Here is a 20,945-nt window from a genome sequence, read left to right on the forward strand (position 1 = left end):
CCCAAAGATCAATGCGCAATCTTCACGCCAGTGTCATAAATGTGACCTCTGTCTGACAAAAATGCGCTATTTTGTGATGCAGATGGCAACACTATCCCACTGATTAAGCTAATAAAAAAGCCCCTGCTTTTCGTCGCTAGTGCTTAACGAAAAATCAGGGGCTTAGCTTATTTATTCATACTCTTCTTAATTTAACGCAACCGTACTGTTGGCGATCTGCTGCGCAGTTTGCTGCCAGCCCACCGCCAGCGTTCTGACCAGCGCATCGTAGCCATCTTCGTTCTGCGGCAGCGCCAGATTGAACGCCTGCTTTGTCAGATGGCCCTGATGTTCCAGCGTCCACTCTCCACTGATCACCGCTTTGCCGTCGTAGCGACCCTGGAAGCCAGTAATGGTCACGTTCAGCGTGTCGTGCTGCGCACCCATCGGCGTACCGGCAACCAGTCTGCCCGGCAGGGCTTTGCTGAGGTTGGTAATCAGCGTTTGCTGCAATTGCTGATCGAGCGGACTGGCCCAAAGATTATTGGCGGCGATAACATATTTTACGTCACTGGTCTGATAGACCAGCCCGTTACCCGCCAGATAATCAGGCACCGTAACCTGCTGCACCCACAGCATCGGTTGTGCTTCAGTCGTGCTGCTACTGCTGACCTTCATCGGTGCCGCCCCGGAGGGCAGCTGATACCAGGTATTATCGATGGTGCTGCTGCACGCGCTCAGCAGCAGCGCGGCAGAGAGTATCATTCCTTTCTTCACTGTTTCGCCCTCTTAGGCTGGGGATCCTGTCCCGGTTTCGCCTCAAACACCAGCGCGTTGCTCTTGGTATTCAGCGTCTTCAGCACCGGCTGCAGTTCACGCAGCACCTGGTCGAGTCGCTGCATATCTCCGACCAGCTTGCTGTACGCTGGCGAGCCTGGCTGCAGTCCTTTCATGCTGCGGTTCAGCTCACGCAAGGTCTGTTGCATATCTTCCGGCAGCGTTTTCATCGCCGGGCTGGCCGTCACTTTATTGATGTTATCGATGGTGCGTTGCAGGTCACGCATCGTTTTCTGGCTCTCTTTTAGCGTGCCGGTCGCCTGGTTAATCATACCGTTAAGCGGCAGTCCGTTGATCTTATCCAGCGCCGCCATCAGCTTCTGCTGAATCTGGCTCAGGCCACCGCTGACGGTTGGGATTACTTCATAACCCGACACTTTCTGCGGCCCTTTATACGCTGGTGCATTGTCGTAGAAGTCGAGATCAACGTATAACGCGCCTGACAGCAGGTTGCCGGTTTTCAGCGTGGCACGCAGGCCGCGTTTCTTACCATCCTGCAGATGCTGCTGCAGATCGAAGTTCTCGCCCAGTCGGCTGATAAAGCGATCCGGTTCGATGCGAATCAGCACCGGCACGCGGTAATCATTGTTCAGCGCCTGATCCAGACCCGCTTTCATCAGCGGTGCTTCAGATACCGTACCGAGGCGAATGCCGCGGAATTCAACCGGCGCACCGGCCTGCAGACCACGAATCGAATCGGTGAAGAACAGCAGATAATCGATATGGTTGGTGTATAGCGAGTCCTGAATGCTGCGTTGATCGTCAAACAGATGATAATCAGACTGATTCTGTGCGGCCTGGCCCAGATCCCAGCCATCCGGCACGTCAAAGCTGACGCCACCGCTGAACAGCGTGGTCAGTGAACCCATTTCTACCCGCATACCTGAGGCGGACATATCAACGGCGATGCCGCTGTCCTTCCAGAAGCGGACATTGGTGGTGACCAGCCGATCATACGGTGCCGCGATAAACAGCTGATAGGTCATCATGCGTTTATCGGTATCGAAGGTGCTGGTTTCTACCGTACCAACGCGATAGCCACGGAACAGCACCGGATCGCCAGGGTTAAGCTGGCCGGCTTTTTTACTGTCGAGGATAATGCGGATGCCTTTAGCATCCGGCGGCGCTAAAGGGGGTGCATCCAGCAGGTTAAATTGTTCTGGCGCTTCACTTTTGGTGCCTGGCTGTAACTCAATATAGGCACCCGACAGCAGGGTTCCCAATCCGCTAATGCCTTCGCGACCAATTTGCGGTTTAACTACCCAGAAAACGCTGTCTTTGTGCAACAGTTTTCCCATTCCGGCATTAAGGCGGGCCTTAATTTCAACGTGATGGAGATCGTCGCTTAGTACCGCGCTCTCAACCACGCCGACATCAACGCTGCGGCTTTTAATGGTGGTTTTACCCGCTTCGATGCCCTCGGCATTTTCGGTAATCAGGGTGACTACCGGTCCCTGATGGCTGAAGTGATAGAACAGAATCCATCCGCCGATTAACAGCGTGACGATGGGGACAATCCAGACCGGCGACCAGCGCTTGATCTGCTCCACCTTTGCGTGGCCGTGGTTAATTTCCGTCAAGGCGCGGCTCCTTTACATTGTTTGCGTGTACACGATCCCAGGTTAATCGCGGGTCAAAGGTCATTGCAGCAATCATGGTCAGAATGACCACCAGCGCAAATAACACTGCCCCCCACGCGGGATACACACTCATTAATTGCCCCATGCGCACCAGCGCAGAGAGCACTGCAATCACAAATACGTCGATCATTGACCAGCGGCCTACAAATTCAACCACTTCATAAATCAGGTGCATCTTGTGGCTATCATGCCTTCCACGTCCGCCGGCATCCCAGCAGAGCCAGCCGATCGCCAGCATTTTCAGCGTCGGCACCATAATACTGGCGATAAAAATCACCAGCGCCACCGGATAAGAACCGTCGCTCCACAGTAAGATAACGCCTGCCATAATATTGGAGGGATAAGCGCTGCCCAGCGTTTCTGTCACCATTATGGGCATCAGGTTAGCGGGAATATAGAGAATGACCGAGGTCAGCAGCAGCGCCAGCGTCCATTGCAGGCTGTGTTTACGGCGGACGGATGCCACCACTCCGCAGCGGGTACAATGCCGCTGGTCGGCGGGCAGAATGGCGGTGCAGCAGGGACAAGATCGCAAACCCTGCTGCAGGCCGGTGACGCCGACTTTGGGTGGATGCGGCAGAGCCGGTAGTGGCGCAATGCTCTGCCACAGCTGACGCCGATCGATGCACTGAAAGGCCCGCAGTTGCAGCAGGCAGAACAGACACCATGGCCAGAAGCTGGTTTCCAGCCCGATATCGCCGTAGGCCATCAGCTTGACGAAACTGACCAGTACCCCCGCCATGAAGATTTCCGCCATGCCCCAGTTGCGTAACTGAAACAGAATGCGCGCCAGCCCCAGTTTCAGGCTGTTGGGCAGCGGCACCGGATTTACCAGCAGCAGAATGGTGATCATGCAGAACGCCGGGATCGCCTGAACAAACAGCAAGAACAGCGTCGCCAGACTGCTGTAGTCCTCCGACACCATCACCTGCGGTATCTCCGCCAGGCTGATCTGGCTGCTGAGCCCGGCCACTTTCATGGTGATAAACGGGAACAGGTTAGCCAGCAGCAGCATAAACAAGGCCGCCAGCGCATAACCGGTTGGCCGTCTGCGCGGCTCGTGCCAGTTCGCCGTCAGGGAAGTCTGGCAGCGCGGGCATGAGGCGCGGCTGCCAACAGGGATGTCCGGCAGCTTATTCATTAAATCGCATTGTGGACAGAGCATCCACGCGTCACTTTTATCTGCTGAACACATCCGTTATCCCTTGCTCTACGCGCCGTTTTTCATTGACTCAAGCTCTTCCCAGCGCGCAAAAGCCGTTTCCAGTTCCTGCTCAGCCTGCGCCAGACTGTCCAGCACCGGTTGAGTCTGGTCATGGGCCTGGCTGAAGAAGTCCGGATGACTCATTTTCGCCTGCAGTTCGCCAATTCGCGCTTCCAGCTGTTCCAGCTTTTGCGGCAGCTGTTCCAGCTCACGCGCCAGGTTATAGCTTAGTTTGTTAACGCTGCGTTTGGCAGCATCGCTTTTCTCTGACGCAGGTTTTGCCACAGCAGCAGTTGCTTTCGCCGGTGCGCCCGCTTTTTGCTGCTTATAGGCCGCACGCTGCTGTTGTGCATCGTGATAGCCGCCGACGAAGGTGCCGATCTCACCGTTGCCTTCGAAGATCCAGCATTCGGTGACGGTATTGTCGACAAACTGACGATCGTGGCTCACCAGCAGCACGGTGCCCTGATAGCCATCAATCAGCTCTTCCAGCAGCTCCAGCGTTTCAACGTCGAGGTCGTTGGTCGGTTCATCGAGAATCATCAGGTTGCTGGGACGCAGGAACAGACGCGCCAGCAGCAGGCGGTTACGTTCACCACCGGACAAGGCACGCACCGGCGTCATGGCGCGTTTTGGGTGGAACAGGAAGTCCTGCAGGTAGCCCAGCACGTGACGTGGCTTGCCGTTGACCAGCACTTCCTGCTTGCCTTCCGCAAGGTTATCCATCACGGTGCGGTCCGGATCGAGTTCGGCGCGATGCTGGTCGAAATAGGCCACTTCCAGCTTGGTGCCAGAGTGCACGCGGCCATGATCGGCTTGCAGCTGCTGCAGCATCAGGCGTAGCAAGGTGGTTTTGCCGCAGCCGTTCGGGCCGATCAGCGCAATTTTATCGCCACGCTGGACCTGGGAAGAGAAGTTCTTCACCAGCACTTTGCCGTCAACCGCATAGTCGACGTTTTCCAGCTCAAATACGATTTTGCCTGAGCGCGAGGCTTCGCCCACCTGCATATTGGCTTTGCCCATGACTTCGCGACGTTCTGAACGTTCACGACGCAGCGCTTTCAGTGCACGCACACGGCCTTCATTACGGGTACGACGCGCTTTGATACCCTGACGGATCCAGACTTCTTCCTGCGCCAGCTTGCGGTCGAATTCCGCGTTCTGCATCTCTTCAACGCGCAGCGCTTCCTCTTTCCCTTCCAGATACTGGTCATAATTGCCCGGCCAGGAGACCAGCTTACCGCGGTCGAGATCGACAATTCGCGTCGCCATGTTGCGAATAAACGAACGGTCATGCGAGATAAACACGATGCTGCCGCTGAAGTTCTTCAGGAAAGTTTCCAGCCAGTCGATGGTTTCGATATCGAGGTGGTTCGTCGGCTCATCCAGCATCAGTACGCGCGGATTGCTGACCAGCGCCCGGCCGAGCGCCGCTTTACGCAGCCAGCCACCCGACAGCGATGAAAGTTCGGTATCAGGCTGCAGACCAATCTGCTCCAGCACATCATTGATACGGCTTTCCAGCTGCCACAAATTCTGGTGGTCAAGAATGCTTTGCAGACGTGCCATCTCATTGAGGTTTTTATCGCTGGGATCTTCCATCACCACATGGGAAATGGCGTGATAAGCCTTGAGATGTTCGGCCTGCTCTTCCACGCCTTCGGCGACGAAGTCATACACTGAACCGGTAATATTGCGCGGCGGGTCCTGCTGCAGACGCGCAACAACCAAATCGGTTTCATAGACGATGCGGCCATCATCCAGCGGCTGTTCGCCGTTGATGATCTTCATCAGAGTCGATTTACCGGCACCGTTACGGCCCACCAGACAGACGCGTTCGTTCTCTTCGATGTGCAGTTCGGTATTGTCTAACAGCGGCGCATCGCTGAAGGAGAGATAAGCGCCGTGGATACTGATTAATGACATGTAAACTTATTCCTTACCGACGTGAGTAATCAGCCAGCAGTTGTGAATTTGACGGTTACGCGCGAAGTCCTGCGACTGCGTTTTTTGGGTAATGTCCTGCGCCTGCAGGCCCAACGCCTTCAGACCATCCATATCCATTTTGAAACCACGTTTGTTGTTGGAGAACATGATGGTGCCGCCGCGACGTAGCAGACGCTTCAGGTTGCGCATCAGCATCATGTGATCGCGCTGAACGTCGAAGCTCTCTTCCATACGTTTTGAGTTTGAGAAGGTCGGCGGATCGATAAAGATCAGATCAAAATTCTCATCGCTTTCGTTCAGCCAGCTCAGGCAATCCGCCTGCATCAGGCGATGCTGACGACCGGTCAGGCCGTTCAGACGTAAATTGCGCTCCGCCCACTCCAGATAGGTACGCGACATATCCACCGTGGTGGTTGAACGCGCCCCGCCAAGGCCGGCATGCACGCTGGCGGTGCCGGTATAGGCAAACAGGTTGAGGAAATCTTTCCCCTGACTCATCTGACCCAGCATTTTGCGCGCAATTCGGTGATCAAGAAACAGACCGGTGTCGAGATAATCAGTCAGGTTGACCCAGAAACGCGCATTAAACTCTTTGACCTCAAAATAGTCGCCCTTCTCGCTCAGCTTCTGATACTGCGCTTTGCCTTTCTGGCGTTCACGCGTTTTCAGGATCAGGCGGTCGGCGGGCAGTTCGAGCACGGTGAGCGTCGCACTGATCACATCGAACAGGCGCTGGCGCGCTTTGTTCGGATCGATGGTTTTCGGCGGCGCATATTCCTGAATGATCACCCAATCAGCGTAGCGATCGACCGCCACGTTGTAGTCAGGCAGATCGGCATCATAGATGCGGTAACACTCAATGCCTTCCTGCCGCGCCCACTTCTCCAGCTTCTTCAGATTTTTACGCAGGCGGTTGGCATAATCTTCCGCAATCTGGCCGGCGCTTTCACCGCTGTTGACCGACAACTGATAATTTTTCTGTACGCAATCCAGCGGACCGTTTTTCGCTTTGAACTGGCGATCGGCGCGCAGTTGCAGACAGCTCAGCAGTTCCGGCGAGGCGCTGAACAGTGACAGGTTCCAGCCGCCAAAGTGCAGCTTCATCAGGCGTCCGAGCTGGCTGTGCAGCGCAATCAGCGCCGGCTCGCTCTCCAGACGTTCACCGTAAGGCGGGTTGCTCAGCACCGTGCCGTGGATCAGCGGATCGACCGGATTGGTCAGCTTCAGCAGATCCTGCTGGGCGAAGGTAAAGAGTTCGAAGACGCCAGCGCGACGGGCATTGGCCTGCGCCCATTCCAGCACCCGACCATTGTTGTCATAGCCGAAGAAGCGTGCCTGAGTCGCCGCCGTGCCGTTACGGGCGCGGGTCTGCGCTTCGGTTTTCACTTCCTGCCACAGCGCGGCGTTAAACTGACTCCATGCGGTGAAGCCCCAGTGCTTACGCAACAGGCCCGGCGCGCGATCGCAGGCGATCAGTGCTGCTTCGATCAGCAATGTGCCCGATCCGCACATCGGATCGATCAGCGGCGTGGTTGGCTGCCAGCCTGAACGCAACACGATCGCCGCAGCCAGGTTCTCTTTCAGCGGTGCCTGTCCGGTCTGCTGGCGGTAGCCGCGCTGATGCAGCGCACTGCCGCTCAGATCCAGCGCAATACTGGCGCGATCGTCGTTCAGCCAGACGTTAATCCGGATATCCGCCTGTTCGCGATCCACATTCGGGCGCTCCAGATTCTGGCGGGTAAAGCTGTCGACAATGGCGTCTTTAACTTTCAGAGCGCCGAACTGGCTGTTGCGGATCGAATCATTGGTTCCGCTGAAATGCACCACAAAGGTTTTGTCGCTGCCGAACATCGTTGGCCAGTCAACACTTTGCACACCCAGATAAAGATCCAGATCGCTGTAGACGCCAAACTCTCCCAGCGGCAGCAGGATGCGGGAGGCTAAACGGCTCCACATCAGGCTTTGATACATTACGCGCTCGTCGGCCTGGTAGTGAACACCGCCCTGCACCACCTGCAAATCCTGCGCGCCCAGCGCGTCCAGCTCACTTTTTAACAGCTCTTCGAGCCCACGCGCCGTGCTGGCAAACAGAGAATTCATATCGTCACTTTTTAACTCTTGAGAAAATTGTTGCGCATTATAGCGAATCGGAGACCTATGTCATAAAGTTAGCTACTTTTGTCTTGCGCGCCTGGTTTCAAGGAGATCACCATGATTACGCTTTCCCGCCTGTTTATTCATCCTGTGAAGTCGATGCGGGGATTGCAACTGTCGCATGCGCAGGTCTCAGACAGCGGACTGGCGTTTGATCGCCTGTTCATGGTGACTGAACCTGATGGAACCTTTATTACCGCGCGACAATACCCGGAGATGGTCCGTTTCACGCCGGCGATTCTGCCGGATGGCCTGCTGCTGCTGGCGCCGGACGGCACTCACACAAGCGTTGGCTTCAGCGATTTCAACGGGCAGTATCATCCGACCGAAGTCTGGGGCAACCATTTCACCGCTCGTATTGCGCCAGATGCGATCAATCAGTGGCTCAGTCAGTTCTTTCCGCGCGAGGTGCAGCTGCGCTGGGTCGGCCCGCAACCCACTCGGCGGGTTAAAAATTTCGCCTCGGTGCCGCTCAGCTTTGCCGATGGCTTCCCGTTCCTGCTGGTCAACAGTGCCTCGTTAGCCGATCTGCAACAGCGCTGCCCGGCCAGCGTGCGTGTCGAACAGTTTCGGCCGAACCTGGTCATCAGCGGTGCCGCAGCCTGGGAAGAAGATGGCTGGGCGGAGATTCAGATTGGCGAGGTGTTATTCGAGGTCACCAAACCGTGCAGCCGCTGCGTGTTCACCACCGTCAGCCCGGAGACCGGAAATAAACATCCGGCCGGCCAGCCACTGTCGACATTGCAGGGCTTTCGCAGTGCCCAGGACGGCAGTGGCGACATCGATTTCGGTCTGAATTTAATTGCCTGTAATTCGGGCGTGGTTCGCGCCGGCGATACGGTTACCGTTATTAAACGACGTTCGCCGCGTGTTTACGGAGCAGGTGAGGTGGTTCAGACGCTGCAACCCCGGCAGCAGACGCCGTCGGCCGTCAATATTACCTTTCAGGGTCAGACCTTCACCGGTGATAATCAGCAGGTGCTGCTGGAACAGCTGGAGATGCAGGGATTCCGCATACCTTACTCCTGTCGGGCAGGATTATGTGGCAGTTGTAAGCTCAGGCTGGTCACGGGTGAGGTAAAGGCCCTGAAGCAAAGCGCCATTGGTCAGGATGGCACTCTGTTGAGTTGCAGCTGTATTCCGGCAGGCGATGTGGAACTGAACTGATTACACCGCGCGGGCGTAGCGCGGCATAATATCCTGACAGTAAGGTTGCAGGCGGTCGTTCATCACTTTGATGGCATCGCCGAGCACCATCGCTTTGCCCGCCAGCGTCAGTCCGGGCTGAGCCAGCAAACAGAGCGCAGCGTTATCCCCCTTCTCTACCACCAGCAGTCGTGCCTGCTCGCCATTTTCCGCCAGCGTAACCTGCACCATCTCACCGACATTCGGCCGCAGGGCCGGCGCATAAGAGGAAAAGTGCCAGCTTTTCGGCATCAGCGGTTTCAGGAATCGTGCCGCCACCAGCGCATTTAACACCAGCTCAGCGCGGTGCTGGCTGCTTAACTTACACTGACGACAGGTCTCTTCGAAGGTGAAATAGAGCGCGGCATCATCGACACAAAAGCCGGTTTCATTAAACGCGTCCGGGGTGAGCATTTTGCGGGAAAAGCGGGAACGAAAAAGCATACCGTCAGCCAGGTCGAGCATCATTCGGTCATGGCTGGCATCAAAATACCAACGCCAGTTATCATCAGGTTTGATTTTCATAGTGTGCCCTGTATTTACCGCTGCGCCAAAAATCACGCAAAATTCAGCGAAAAATGAAACATAAGGAAAAGCTGAAAATTCGTGCAACAGGCCAAAATATAAACGAGCCGGAAGGATAAATAAACCCCCCGGCTTACGATTGTGAGAAATGTCTTAGAGATACGTGACGATATCTTTAATTAATCCTGGCCCCTGATAAATAAAGCCGGAATAAATCTGCACCAGCGTGGCACCCGCTGCGATCTTTTCGCGCGCTGCGGTCAGAGAATCGATCCCGCCTACACCAATAATTGGCAGTTGCCCCTTCAGCTCCTGAGACAGGCGCCGAATCACCTCGGTGCTGCGCGACTGGACCGGACGCCCACTCAGCCCACCGACTTCTTCAGCATATTTAAGGCCACTCACCAGTGAACGATCGAGGGTGGTATTGGTGGCAATGACGCCATCAATCTGGTGCCGGACTAAACTGTCAGCGACCTGAATTAACTCCTCTTCGGTGAGATCAGGCGCGATTTTTACCGCCACCGGAACATATTTTAAGTGACGTTGTTCCAGCTCTTTTTGTTTTTGTTTGATTGAAACCAGCAGATCGTCCAGCGCTTCGCCATATTGCAGTGAACGTAATCCCGGGGTGTTCGGCGAGGAGATATTGATCGCAATATAACCGGCATGGGCATAGACCTTTTCCATGCAGATCAGATAGTCCTCTTTGCCCTGCTCGACCGGCGTATCTTTATTTTTACCAATATTGATCCCCAGTACGCCTTTAAAACGCGCTTTTTTCACGTTTTCGACCAGGTGATCAACGCCGAGATTATTGAACCCCATGCGATTAATAATGCCGCCCGATTCGACTAACCGAAACATCCGCGGTTTGTCATTGCCCGGCTGGGCACGTGGCGTCACAGTACCGACCTCAACGAAGCCGAAGCCCATCGCGCCAAAGGCATCGATACATTCGGCATTTTTATCCAGACCTGCCGCCAGGCCAAGGGCGTTATCAAAGGTTAATCCCATGCAGGTTACCGGACGCGGCGGCAGCTTCTGGCGGAATAACCCTTCCAGCGGTGTGCCGCTCATAAAACGCAGTTGCTGAAAGGTGAGTTCGTGCGCGCGCTCGGGGTCGAGTTTGAACAGCGCCGGTCGGACGATAGGATAAAACATGCACTCTCCTGAAGGACGGAAGCAATCGTGAAAGTCGGTGCACGGGAAAATGTGCGCCAGAATGGTAAAGTGCTCTGGCGCAAAAGTAAATCGAACGGCGAGGATGGGGAAAAGTATCTGAAGCTGAGTTGATCTTACCCCACGGAATCGTTTACGGGGTCGATTCGGGCGTGTGCAGGAAACAGGTATTCACGCAGAATACCGCGACGCAGCATGATGCCAAAAATGCCGATACAGACGAATGCTTCCGCCAGCACCATCGACCAGGCGGCACCTATCGCCCCATACTGCCACGCCAGCAGGCAGCAAAGCGGCACGTTAATTACCCCGGCCGCCATCATCACCAGCATACGCTGGCGCGCCAGGCCATGCGGGATCAGGATCTGCAAACCGGCCGGATAAGAGATATTACCGAACAGGAAGCAGAGCACGAACACCCGCAGCACATCCGCCGACGGCATAAACGCTTTACCCAGCAGCAGCGATACCACCTGATCGGCAAACAGCCAGGTAAATATCACAATCGACAGGCTGAGAGAAAAAGAGAGCAGCAAACTTTTGCGGGTTGCGGCAATCGCTGCGCGCTTATCGCGTCCAAACAGGTGGCTGACGCGTGGAAAGAAGGCGCTGCCGATCTGTTCCGGCACCGAGTTCGCTGCTTTACGCAGGCGGTCTGCCCCATTGTAGATACCGACCATATAGTGCGAGGTAAACGACGCGAGGATCACCACATTGACGCTGTTAAACAGATTGGCCCCGGCGATAGCGATAAACACATCCATGCTGTCAGTGATGCGCTGTTTGATTTCGCGTGGCTCAAAGCGATAACGGCCAATCACCTTCATCTCCAGTACAAACTTCAGGGTGATGGCCGCACTGATAATCGAAACGGCACCCGGGATCAGGGCAGCCAGCCAGGTATCCTCAGGCGTTTTGACCAGCAAAAAGGTCAGCGGGATAGCGCAGAAGTTACCAAAGGTGGCAATCACCGCCGTTTTGCCGAGCTTCTCAAAGCCCTGCATCAGCCAGCCAAACGAAAACAGCGAGCCGATCAGCGTGGTGCAGTTGGCAAGGATAATAAAGAACAGCGGATGCCAGGCCGGGTTAAACCAGGTGGCCGTCAATAAGGTGCCGCTGGTCAGCACCAGCAGCATCAGTTTGGCATTGAAGGTCGACCAGAACAGCTGACTGACCCGCGCTTTGTCATCACGATGGTGAGCAATATCTTTGGTGGTAAAGACATTGAATCCCCAGTCGGAGATGGTGCTGCAATAGAGCACGCAGGCAATCGCCAGCGCCAGGGTCCCCATCTGCTCGACGCCGAGAATACGCGCCAGATAAGGCAAGGTCGCCAGCGGAAACAGAAACGAAGCGCCGCGGTAGGCCAGCAGTGAGAAGATATTAATAATCAGACTTTTATCAAGAACTTTTGCCATGTCGCAACAACCTTATACACATTGCATGTCTCACCTTCTCATTTCGCTAAGGCATAAACAATATCGCTAAACACTTTTCAGAATCAGGCTGCGCGGTTAATTTCTTTTTTGACCTTATAACTCTGCAACGCAATAAACAGATCCGGTTGATTAAACAGCAACCACTCTTTAAAGTTCTGCGCTTTCACCTCACGCCCCATAAAACGAATGGCATTACGCACATATTCCGGCACCGGCGTCTGATTATACAGTGATAAATAGATCATCAGGCGGAACGAATGGGTTAAATAGGCTTTCTCCAGCGTCGTGCGCCACTCTGTTTTAGCCTGGGAGCTATTCAGCGTATTGTAGGCATGCATAAAGGCGTCGTAGCGCTGAAAGAAAAACTCATCGCCTTTGGTACTGTTTGTCAGTGAGCCGCTGCGAATACGCTGCTTATAATAAACCTGACGGCTGACCCATGCCTGCTGACATTTCATAAACACCGACAGCGTGAAATTATGATCTTCATGTATCCGGCGAACGAAGCGTAATTTATGCTGCTCTATCACGCTTTTTCTCAGCACGTAGTTCCAGACCGCCGAGGTATAGCTGCCGTTACGCAGCAGGCGCATAAAGACTTCCTGCGGCGGCTGCACACCAAACTGGTCATGCTTAACTTTGGGTGAGGTGACGTCGATATGGCCATCTTCGTAGACGCAGGAATTAAAGCAGAACAGGTCGGTGCGGGGATGTTTCTCTACGACGCTGGCCAGTTCCGCCACCAGCCCATCGACGACCACATCATCCGGATCACAGAAGAACAGGAACTCGCCCTGAGCCAGCGCAATACCGGTGTCACGAGCATTGCCGAGCCCGCCGTTTTCAATGGTGATAACTTTTACCTGAGAAAGATGCGCATAATTCTGTTCAATCAGGGCCAGTGTTCCATCGGTTGATCCATCATTAACGATGATTATTTCATTGGGCGCTTTTACCTGGCGCAATAATGAATCAACGCACTCCACAATATATTTTTCAACGTTGTAAGTCGGAATAATCACCGATAACAGGATGTCAGACATAGGCAATTCTCTGCTGTTAGAAAATGACAATACGATTCACCTGCCTGATGCAGGTCCAGACCAGAGGCGAAACGTCGGAAAAGGAATAGTCGTTATTATGGCTGCTTACTTTGAGCCTGATTATCTTAAACCGGTTAAGCCGATAAAGACCAGTCGGGAAAAAAAGGCTGCAGTGGTCAGGTGACTCTCACTGTTAAATAAGTTGCATCTATAGTCCGGCACGACGATAAAACGGTTGAGGATTGATTTAATTTCCCGGCAAAAAGCAGCGGTAACCAGAATCCGGAAAATGTAAGCGAATACCTGAAAGCGTTAATATCTTCAACATTACATTCTGTTCGTTTCAGTGACGTTTCTGCAATTAATCTGAGCCCCACTCCCTGCCACGCCCTGGGAGGGGTTGATTTTATATCGCTTTTCCTGATTTCTGCCCCTGCCGCTACGTTTTTTGCGCGGCTCACCATAATAAGAATGTTTAAGCAATCAGCCAGCGGATGATTTACTGGCGACGGCTCGCTTATTTTGTGATCTCGCATCATCACCTTTAATGAGTGATCGGACGAACCGCCCGAATTTTAAGAATTATCGGAAGCCGCTTTATCACGGCTTATTGCTTAACCCGCCTATTTGCAGATTTCACTTTTAGATTGCCAGATAAATCATTTAAGCCCACTCCCCTGCTCTGACAGTATGAAGGAATAAGTTCTCAACATTAGATAATCAATAACTTTTAGTTATAAGGAGTGATGATGCGAGTTATTACGCTGGCAGGCAGCCCACGGTTTCCTTCACGCTCAACGTCGTTATTGACGCTGTGTCAGCACAAACTGGAAGCACGGGGTATCGAAGTCATTCCGTGGAACATTCATAACTTCCAGCCGGACGATCTGATCAATGCGCGTTTTGACGCCCCGGCGCTGCTGGCGTTACGCGAAGATCTGGCCGCCGCGGATGGTCTGATTGTGGCGACGCCAATCTATAAAGCCTCTTTTTCTGGTGCACTCAAAACCCTGCTTGATCTGCTGCCGGAACGCGCACTGGAGCACAAGGTGGTGTTGCCTTTAGCCAGCGGCGGCAGTGCCGGCCACATGCTGGCCCTTGACTACGCCCTTAAGCCGGTGCTTAACGCGCTGAAAGCGCAGGAGATTCTTCACGGCGTGTATGCCGAAGATAACCAGATTCATCATTACGATCGTCAGCCAGAGTTACAAGACTCGCTGGCACAGCGCCTTGACGACGCGGTAGCTGCGTTCTGGCTGGCGCTGACCCGTCATCATCATCCCGTTGCACAAGCGGTATAAAGGAGCAGTTCGATGAAACAGAGGTTCGCTAAGTGGCTGACGGCGGGATTATTACTGGCTGGCCTGCAGGCGCAGGCTGCTGAGCCCGATCCAGCGCAAATTCGTATCGGTTATCAAAAAGGGTCAGTCAGTATGGTGCTGGCAAAATCGCACCAGCTATTAGAGAAGCGTTTTCCGCACACCAAAATTCAGTGGATTGAATTTCCGGCCGGTCCACAGATGCTGGAAGCGCTGAATGTGAACAGTATCGATCTCGGCAGCACCGGCGATCTTCCGCCGCTGTTCGCCCAGGCGGCGGGCGCAGATTTACTCTATGTCGGCTCCGAACCGCCCAAGCCGCAGGCTGAAGTGATTCTGGTACCGAAAACCAGCACGCTGCAACAGGTAGCGGATCTGAAAGGCAAGAAAGTCGCCTTTCAGAAAGGCTCCAGCTCGCACAATTTACTGTTGCGAGCCCTGCAGCAGGCTGGTCTGAGCTTTAAAGATATCACCCCGGTTTATCTTACCCCCGCGGATGCACGCGCCGCGTTTCAGCAGGGAAATGTTGATGCCTGGGCGATCTGGGATCCCTATTACTCGTCGGTGCTGTTACAGGGCAATTCCCGGGTGCTGGTTGATGGCAGCAAACTCAATCTGACCGGCTCGTTCTATTTAGCCACCCGCAGTTATGCCGAGGCGCACGGTGCATTCATTCAGCAGGTGCTGGACACCTTTAGTGCAGCCGATGCGCTGACCGTCAGCCAGCGGCCACAGAGTATTACGCTGTTAGCGCAGGCGATAGGCTTACCCGAGCCGGTGATCGCCAGCTATCTCAGCCACCGTCCGCCCACCACCATTACGCCGGTTAGCGACAAAACGGCGGTTGCCCAGCAGCACACCGCTGACCTGTTCTATGCCAATCATCTGCTGCCAGTGAAAGTGTCGATTCGCGATCGCATCTGGCAACCGCATACCGTGACTCAATAAGGAGCAAAAAATGGTATCCATATTCTGGTTTCTGCCAACCCATGGCGACGGCCACTATCTTGGCACCGCAGAAGGCGCACGTCCGGTGGATCACGCCTATCTGCAACAGGTGGCGCAGGCAGCCGACCGTCTCGGCTTTGGCGGCGTACTGATCCCGACCGGCCGATCCTGTGAAGATGCCTGGCTGGTTGCCGCGTCATTGATCCCGGTGACACAGCGCCTGCGTTTTCTGGTGGCTTTACGGCCTGGCGTGATTTCGCCGACCCAGGCGGCGCGTCAGGCGGCAACGCTGGATCGCTTATCCAACGGTCGCGCGCTGTTTAATCTGGTGACCGGCGGCGATCCGGAAGAGCTGGCGGGCGACGGGGTGTTCCTCGATCACCGTGAGCGCTACGCCGAGTCAGCTGAATTTACCCGCGTATGGCGTCGGGTGCTGGAGGGCGAAACGGTCGACTACGAAGGCAAGCACGTTAAGGTGCGCGGTGCCCGCCTGATGTTTAAACCGGTACAGCAACCGCGTCCGCCGTTGTGGTTTGGTGGCTCGTCTGAACCGGCTCAGGATCTGGCAGCTGAACAGGTCGATGTCTATCTTACCTGGGGTGAACCACCGGCTCTGGTGAAAGAGAAAATCGACCAGGTCCGTGCGAAAGCCGCCGCGCAGGGACGTACGGTACGTTTCGGTATTCGTCTGCACGTGATCGTGCGTGAAACCAATGAAGAAGCCTGGCAGGCGGCCGACAAACTGATCGCCAACGTGGACGATGCCACCATCGCCAAAGCGCAGGCGGCGTTTCAGCGAGCAGATTCGGTCGGGCAGCGTCGGATGGCGGCGCTACACGGCGGACGGCGCGACAAGCTGGAAATCAGTCCGAACCTGTGGGCTGGCGTCGGCCTGGTGCGCAGCGGCGCAGGGACCGCGCTGGTCGGCGATGGCCCCACGGTCGCCGCGCGGATTAAAGAGTATGAAGCGCTGGGTATTGAAACCTTCATTTTGTCCGGCTATCCACACCTGGAAGAAGCTTATCGGGTTGGCGAGTTGCTGTTCCCGCATCTCGATCTGCAGGTTCCGCTGGTGCCACAGCCGCGCGTAGTGCAGGCACACGGAGAAGCGGTCGCCAACGATTTTACCCCTGAGAAAAAAGTCGCCCGCGGCTGAGGAGAACATCATGGCCAGAACAGGTAAACGTCTCGCCGATACGCTGGTGCCGTGGGTGCTGCCAGCTCTACTGGTGGTGGCGTGGCAGATCGCCTCGCAAACCGGCTGGTTATCGACCCGCATTTTGCCGGCGCCTGAAAAAATAGTGACCACGTTCTGGCAGCTGGCCGCCAGCGGTGAACTGTGGCAACACCTGGCGATCAGTAGCTGGCGGGCACTGATTGGTTTCAGCATCGGCGGATCGATTGGTCTGCTGCTGGGGCTGATCACCGGCACCTCCCGCACCGGCGAGCGGCTGCTGGATACCTCGGTTCAGATGTTACGTAACGTTCCCCATCTGGCGCTGATCCCGCTGGTCATTCTGTGGTTCGGTATTGATGAGTCGGCCAAAATCTTCCTGGTGGCGCTCGGCACGCTGTTTCCGATCTACCTGAATACCTACCACGGCATTCGTAACATCGATCGCGGACTGGTGGAGATGGCCCGCAGCTATGGCCTCACCGGCTGGAGCCTGTTTATTCAGGTGATCCTGCCCGGTGCGCTACCGAACATCATGGTAGGCGTTCGTTTCGCGCTCGGCCTGATGTGGCTGACGTTGATCGTGGCAGAAACCATTTCGGCAAATTCGGGCATCGGCTATCTGGCGATGAATGCGCGTGAATTTTTGCAGACCGATGTGGTGGTGGTCGCCATCATTCTGTATGCCCTGCTCGGTAAACTGGCTGATGTCGCCGCGTTGTTGCTGGAACGCGTCTGGCTGCGCTGGCATCCGGCTTATCAACTGAAGGAGGAGAACGCATGAGTCAGACCCTTTCCCCGGCGCGCCTCAATGCGGGCACCCCGGTTGGCGTTAACAACGTCAGCAAGCAGTATGGCAACCGTACCATTCTGAAGAAGATCGACCTGCATATTCCGTCAGGTCAGTTCGTGGCGGTGGTTGGCCGCAGCGGCTGCGGCAAAAGTACCCTGCTGCGCCTGCTGGCCGGGCTGGAGCAGACTTCCAGCGGCCAGCTACTGGCGGGCAATGCGCCGTTACAGTCGGCACGTGACGATACCCGCCTGATGTTTCAGGACGCGCGGCTGCTGCCGTGGAAAAAGGTGATTGATAATGTCGGCCTCGGGCTAAAAGGCAACGCCTGGCGCAGTGCGGCACAGGAGGCGCTGGCGGCGGTCGGGCTTGCCGATCGGGCCAGTGAGTGGCCGGCTACTCTCTCAGGCGGACAGAAACAGCGGGTAGCGCTGGCCAGAGCGCTGATTCATCGGCCGGGTTTGCTGCTGCTGGATGAGCCACTGGGTGCGCTGGATGCCCTGACCCGCATCGAAATGCAGGAACTGATTGAATCGCTGTGGCAGCAGCATCATTTCACGGTACTGCTGGTCACCCATGATGTGAGTGAAGCGGTGGCGATGGCCGATCGGGTGCTATTGATTGAAGAAGGCGAGATTGGTCTGGATCTGCTGGTTGATTTACCGCGTCCCAGAAGGCGCGGATCGCCGCGGCTGGCAGAATTAGAGGCGGAAGTGCTGGATCGGGTAATGCGACGCACCGCACCCTCGCAACCGGTCCGTGTCGCGCGACAGCGTTAAAAAAAACGGCGGAGCCCGACTGGCACTCCGCCGTTCTGCTATCAGGCGTTCAGCGCCCGGGTGATCTTCTCGTAGAGATCGCCCGACAACTTCTCCAGCCCTTTCAGCTGTTCCAGTGCCTCGCGCATCATCGCCTGACGATCGTCGTCATAGCGTTTCAGTCGAATCAATGGCTCGACCATCCGCGCCGCAACCTGCGGGTTACGGGTGTTCAGATCGATCAGCATCTCCACCAGGAATTTATAGCCGCTGCCATCTTTGGCATGGAACGCAGCCGGGTTAGCGGAGGCAAAGGCACCCACCAGCGAGCGTACCCGGTTAGGGTTGCTCATGCTGAAGGAGCGGTGGTTAAGTAACTGACGCACATTACGCAGCACATTGGCCGCCGGACTGGTGGCCTGCAGCACAAACCACTTGTCCATCACCAGACCATCCTGATGCCAGCGCTCATCGTAGGCCGCCAGCAGCGCATCGCGGCACGGCAGCTGCGCCGCTACCGCTGCGGAGAGTGCCGCCAGCGAATCGGTCATGTTGGTCGCCTGGTGATACTGCACCTGCACCAGCTTGTCCGCCAGTTGCGCATCGCCAAAGGCCAGATAGGTCAGGCAGATATTTTTCAGGCTGCGCTGACCAATCGCGTCATGCTCAACCCGGTATTCACTCTGCTGATTGGCGTTATAGATCGCAAAGAACTCGTCAGCCAGCTCGCGCGCCAGGGTGCGCTGCAGTGCGTCACGTACCAGCGCAATCGCCTGTGGATCGATGACATCGAACAGTTCGGCGATCTCATTTTCAGTCGGCAACGTCAGAATCAGCGCGGTCAGCGCCGGATCGCAGTCGGCATCGAGCAGTACTGCGCGGAACGCGTCTGCCACATGCAGCGGCAGTGACAGATGCTGCCCCTGCTGATAGCGCGCCACGTTGAGACGGATATAGGTTGCCAGCAGGCTCTGTGCTGCATCCCAGCGTGAAAAATCGTTACGCGCATGACGCATCAGGAAGGTGAGCTGCGCATCGCTCCATTTGTAATCGAGCTTCACCGGCGCAGAGAATTCACGCAGCAGCGACGGCACCGGCTGGAAGTAGACATTATCGAAAATGAAGGACTGGAACTCCTCGGTGACGTTCAGCACGTGATGCACCGGGTGGCCGTTGTGCTGCAGCGGAATCACCTGCCCTTCGTTATCATATAGCTCGATATCGAGCGGGATATGCAGCGGCAGTTTCTCTTTCTGATCGGCGGTCGCTGGCGTGTGCTGCGTGACGTGCAGCGTGTATTGCTCCAGCTCCGGGTTGTAATCATCGCGTACCGTCAACACTGGCGTACCGGACTGGCTGTACCAGCGGCGGAACTGTGACAGATCCACGTTGGAGGCATCTTCCATTGCCTGCACGAAGTCATCGCAGGTGGCCGCACTGCCGTCGTGACGATCAAAATAGAGCTGCATTCCCTTCTGGAAATTAGCCTCGCCCAACAGGGTGTGCAGCATCCGGATCACTTCCGATCCTTTTTCATACACGGTAAGGGTGTAGAAGTTATTCATTTCAATCACCTGATCCGGGCGGATCGGGTGAGCCATCGGACTGGCATCTTCAGCAAACTGCGCGCCACGCACGATACGCACGTTGTCGATGCGATTAACGGCACGTGAACCGAGGTCAGAACTGAACTCCTGATCGCGGAATACCGTCAGCCCCTCTTTCAGGCTGAGCTGGAACCAGTCGCGACAGGTGACACGGTTGCCGGTCCAGTTATGAAAATATTCGTGGCCGATCACCGCTTCAATACCGAGATAATCTTTATCTGTGGCGGTTTCCGCTTTCGCCAGCACATATTTGGCGTTAAAAACGTTCAGGCCTTTGTTTTCCATCGCGCCCATGTTGAAGAAGTCGACCGCCACGATCATAAAGATGTCGAGGTCGTATTCGAGACCGAAACGCTCCTCATCCCACTTCATGCTGTTTTTCAGCGAGGTCATCGCCCAGTCGGCGCGATCGAGATTGCCACGATCGACAAAAATCTCCAGCGCCACATCACGGCCGGAACGGGTGGTGAAACTGTCGCGCAGCACGTCGAAGTCTCCCGCCACCAACGCAAACAGGTAGCAAGGTTTCGGGAACGGGTCCTGCCATTTGACCCAGCTACGGCCCTGCTCATCACGTCCACTGTCGACGCGGTTACCGTTTGACAGCAGGTAAGGATAGCGTTCGCCGTCGGCAAAAATGGTGGTGGTGAAACGCGCCAGCACATCCGGGCGATCCAGATACCAGGTAATATGACGGAAGCCTTCAGCCTCACATTGAGTGCATAGCGCCTCGCCTGATTTGTATAACCCTTCCAGCGCCGTGTTCTGATCCGGATGAATATCGTTGATGATTTTCAGCGTGAAACTTTCTGGCAGCTGGCTGAGCACCAGCGCACCGTTCTGCTGGCGATAATCCGTCCAGGGTTGTCCATCCACCTCAAGCGCGATCAGCGTTAAATCTTCGCCATCCAGACGCAAATCAGCCTGGTTGTCACCGAGACGTTTAACCTGACTGATAGCCGTTACGCGGGTGGTCGACGCATCCAGTTCAAAGGTTAAGTCAATGTCAGTAATGGTGTAATCCGGCGCACGGTAATCGTGGCGATATTTAATTTGGGGCTGTTGCGTCATATTCCGTCTCGCGTTGTTATAAGTTTACCTGGCAAAGTCTAAGCTTGTTACTACAAGCTTGCCACGCACAATGCACGTAATGCGTGAAATGGCTACAATTTGTTAACAATGGCACAGATTGGCCTCGACCCACTACAGTGAAA

General features: G+C 55.4%; 16 protein-coding genes. 6 read left to right on the forward strand and 10 right to left on the reverse strand.

What is annotated here, in order from left to right; translation table 11 throughout:
• Positions 1-186: 186 nt before the first annotated feature.
• From pqiC to rlmKL, 5 genes are read right to left on the reverse strand one after another with little or no spacing between them, the layout of a single operon-like run.
• A complete protein-coding gene (pqiC, locus tag ACLIBF_RS14115; RefSeq protein WP_046288411.1) occupies positions 187-756 on the reverse strand; it encodes a membrane integrity-associated transporter subunit PqiC in 570 nt (189 codons plus the stop codon).
• Complete coding sequence (gene pqiB, locus ACLIBF_RS14120; protein WP_031376120.1) at positions 753-2,396, reverse strand: intermembrane transport protein PqiB; 1,644 nt, start codon at positions 2,394-2,396, stop codon at positions 753-755. Before pqiB ends, pqiC begins: the two co-directional genes overlap by 4 nt.
• Complete coding sequence (gene pqiA / locus ACLIBF_RS14125) at positions 2,383-3,651, reverse strand: membrane integrity-associated transporter subunit PqiA (protein WP_089561079.1); 1,269 nt, start codon at positions 3,649-3,651, stop codon at positions 2,383-2,385. Before pqiA ends, pqiB begins: the two co-directional genes overlap by 14 nt.
• 15 nt (positions 3,652-3,666) lie before the next feature.
• Positions 3,667-5,586, reverse strand: a complete 1,920-nt coding sequence (locus ACLIBF_RS14130) for an ABC transporter ATP-binding protein (protein ID WP_069728121.1) — start codon at positions 5,584-5,586, stop codon at positions 3,667-3,669.
• 6 nt (positions 5,587-5,592) lie between these two features.
• A complete protein-coding gene (gene rlmKL / locus ACLIBF_RS14135; RefSeq protein WP_031376122.1) occupies positions 5,593-7,707 on the reverse strand; it encodes a bifunctional 23S rRNA (guanine(2069)-N(7))-methyltransferase RlmK/23S rRNA (guanine(2445)-N(2))-methyltransferase RlmL in 2,115 nt (704 codons plus the stop codon).
• Between the two features lie 111 nt (positions 7,708-7,818).
• Here rlmKL and ACLIBF_RS14140 point away from each other — a divergent pair, with 111 nt between their 5' ends.
• A complete protein-coding gene (locus ACLIBF_RS14140; RefSeq protein ID WP_279809360.1) occupies positions 7,819-8,928 on the forward strand; it encodes a YcbX family protein in 1,110 nt (369 codons plus the stop codon).
• On the opposite strand, the gene ACLIBF_RS14145 is transcribed toward ACLIBF_RS14140, so the two are convergent.
• The 4 genes from ACLIBF_RS14145 to ACLIBF_RS14160 all read right to left on the reverse strand — a co-directional run bounded on the left by ACLIBF_RS14145 (position 8,929) and on the right by ACLIBF_RS14160 (position 13,135).
• Complete coding sequence (locus ACLIBF_RS14145; RefSeq protein WP_031376124.1) at positions 8,929-9,471, reverse strand: cell division protein ZapC; 543 nt, start codon at positions 9,469-9,471, stop codon at positions 8,929-8,931. It abuts the gene before it with no gap.
• 153 nt (positions 9,472-9,624) lie between these two features.
• A complete protein-coding gene (pyrD, locus tag ACLIBF_RS14150; RefSeq protein WP_279809361.1) occupies positions 9,625-10,635 on the reverse strand; it encodes a quinone-dependent dihydroorotate dehydrogenase in 1,011 nt (336 codons plus the stop codon).
• A gap of 134 nt (positions 10,636-10,769) precedes the next feature.
• Positions 10,770-12,071: a flippase gene (locus ACLIBF_RS14155; RefSeq protein WP_069728118.1), complete on the reverse strand. Its 1,302-nt coding sequence runs from the start codon at positions 12,069-12,071 to the stop codon at positions 10,770-10,772.
• A gap of 83 nt (positions 12,072-12,154) precedes the next feature.
• Positions 12,155-13,135, reverse strand: a complete 981-nt coding sequence (locus ACLIBF_RS14160) for a glycosyltransferase family 2 protein (RefSeq protein WP_046288414.1) — start codon at positions 13,133-13,135, stop codon at positions 12,155-12,157.
• A gap of 749 nt (positions 13,136-13,884) precedes the next feature.
• Between ACLIBF_RS14160 and ssuE the strand changes: the two genes are divergently transcribed.
• Genes ssuE through ssuB form a run of 5 tightly spaced genes read left to right on the forward strand, consistent with a single transcriptional unit; the run spans position 13,885 to position 18,145 of the window.
• Entirely contained in the window at positions 13,885-14,436 is a 552-nt protein-coding gene (ssuE, locus tag ACLIBF_RS14165) for an NADPH-dependent FMN reductase (RefSeq protein ID WP_069728117.1), read from the forward strand.
• Positions 14,437-14,448: 12 nt separating this feature from the next.
• Positions 14,449-15,402: a sulfonate ABC transporter substrate-binding protein gene (locus ACLIBF_RS14170; RefSeq protein ID WP_031376127.1), complete on the forward strand. Its 954-nt coding sequence runs from the start codon at positions 14,449-14,451 to the stop codon at positions 15,400-15,402.
• Between the two features lie 10 nt (positions 15,403-15,412).
• Complete coding sequence (ssuD, locus tag ACLIBF_RS14175; RefSeq protein WP_279809362.1) at positions 15,413-16,558, forward strand: FMNH2-dependent alkanesulfonate monooxygenase; 1,146 nt, start codon at positions 15,413-15,415, stop codon at positions 16,556-16,558.
• A 10-nt stretch (positions 16,559-16,568) separates the two neighbouring features.
• Entirely contained in the window at positions 16,569-17,360 is a 792-nt protein-coding gene (ssuC, locus tag ACLIBF_RS14180; protein WP_031376619.1) for an aliphatic sulfonate ABC transporter permease SsuC, read from the forward strand.
• On the forward strand, positions 17,357-18,145 hold the full coding sequence (ssuB, locus tag ACLIBF_RS14185; protein WP_031376620.1) for an aliphatic sulfonates ABC transporter ATP-binding protein: 789 nt from the start codon (positions 17,357-17,359) through the stop codon (positions 18,143-18,145). The genes ssuC and ssuB overlap by 4 nt, the downstream gene beginning before the upstream one ends.
• A 41-nt stretch (positions 18,146-18,186) precedes the next feature.
• Here ssuB and pepN read toward each other — a convergent pair whose 3' ends face one another.
• Entirely contained in the window at positions 18,187-20,802 is a 2,616-nt protein-coding gene (pepN, locus tag ACLIBF_RS14190; RefSeq protein WP_159223716.1) for an aminopeptidase N, read from the reverse strand.
• Between the last annotated feature and the right edge of the window lie 143 nt (positions 20,803-20,945).

The organism is Pantoea sp. PGP6 (assembly GCF_053474785.1).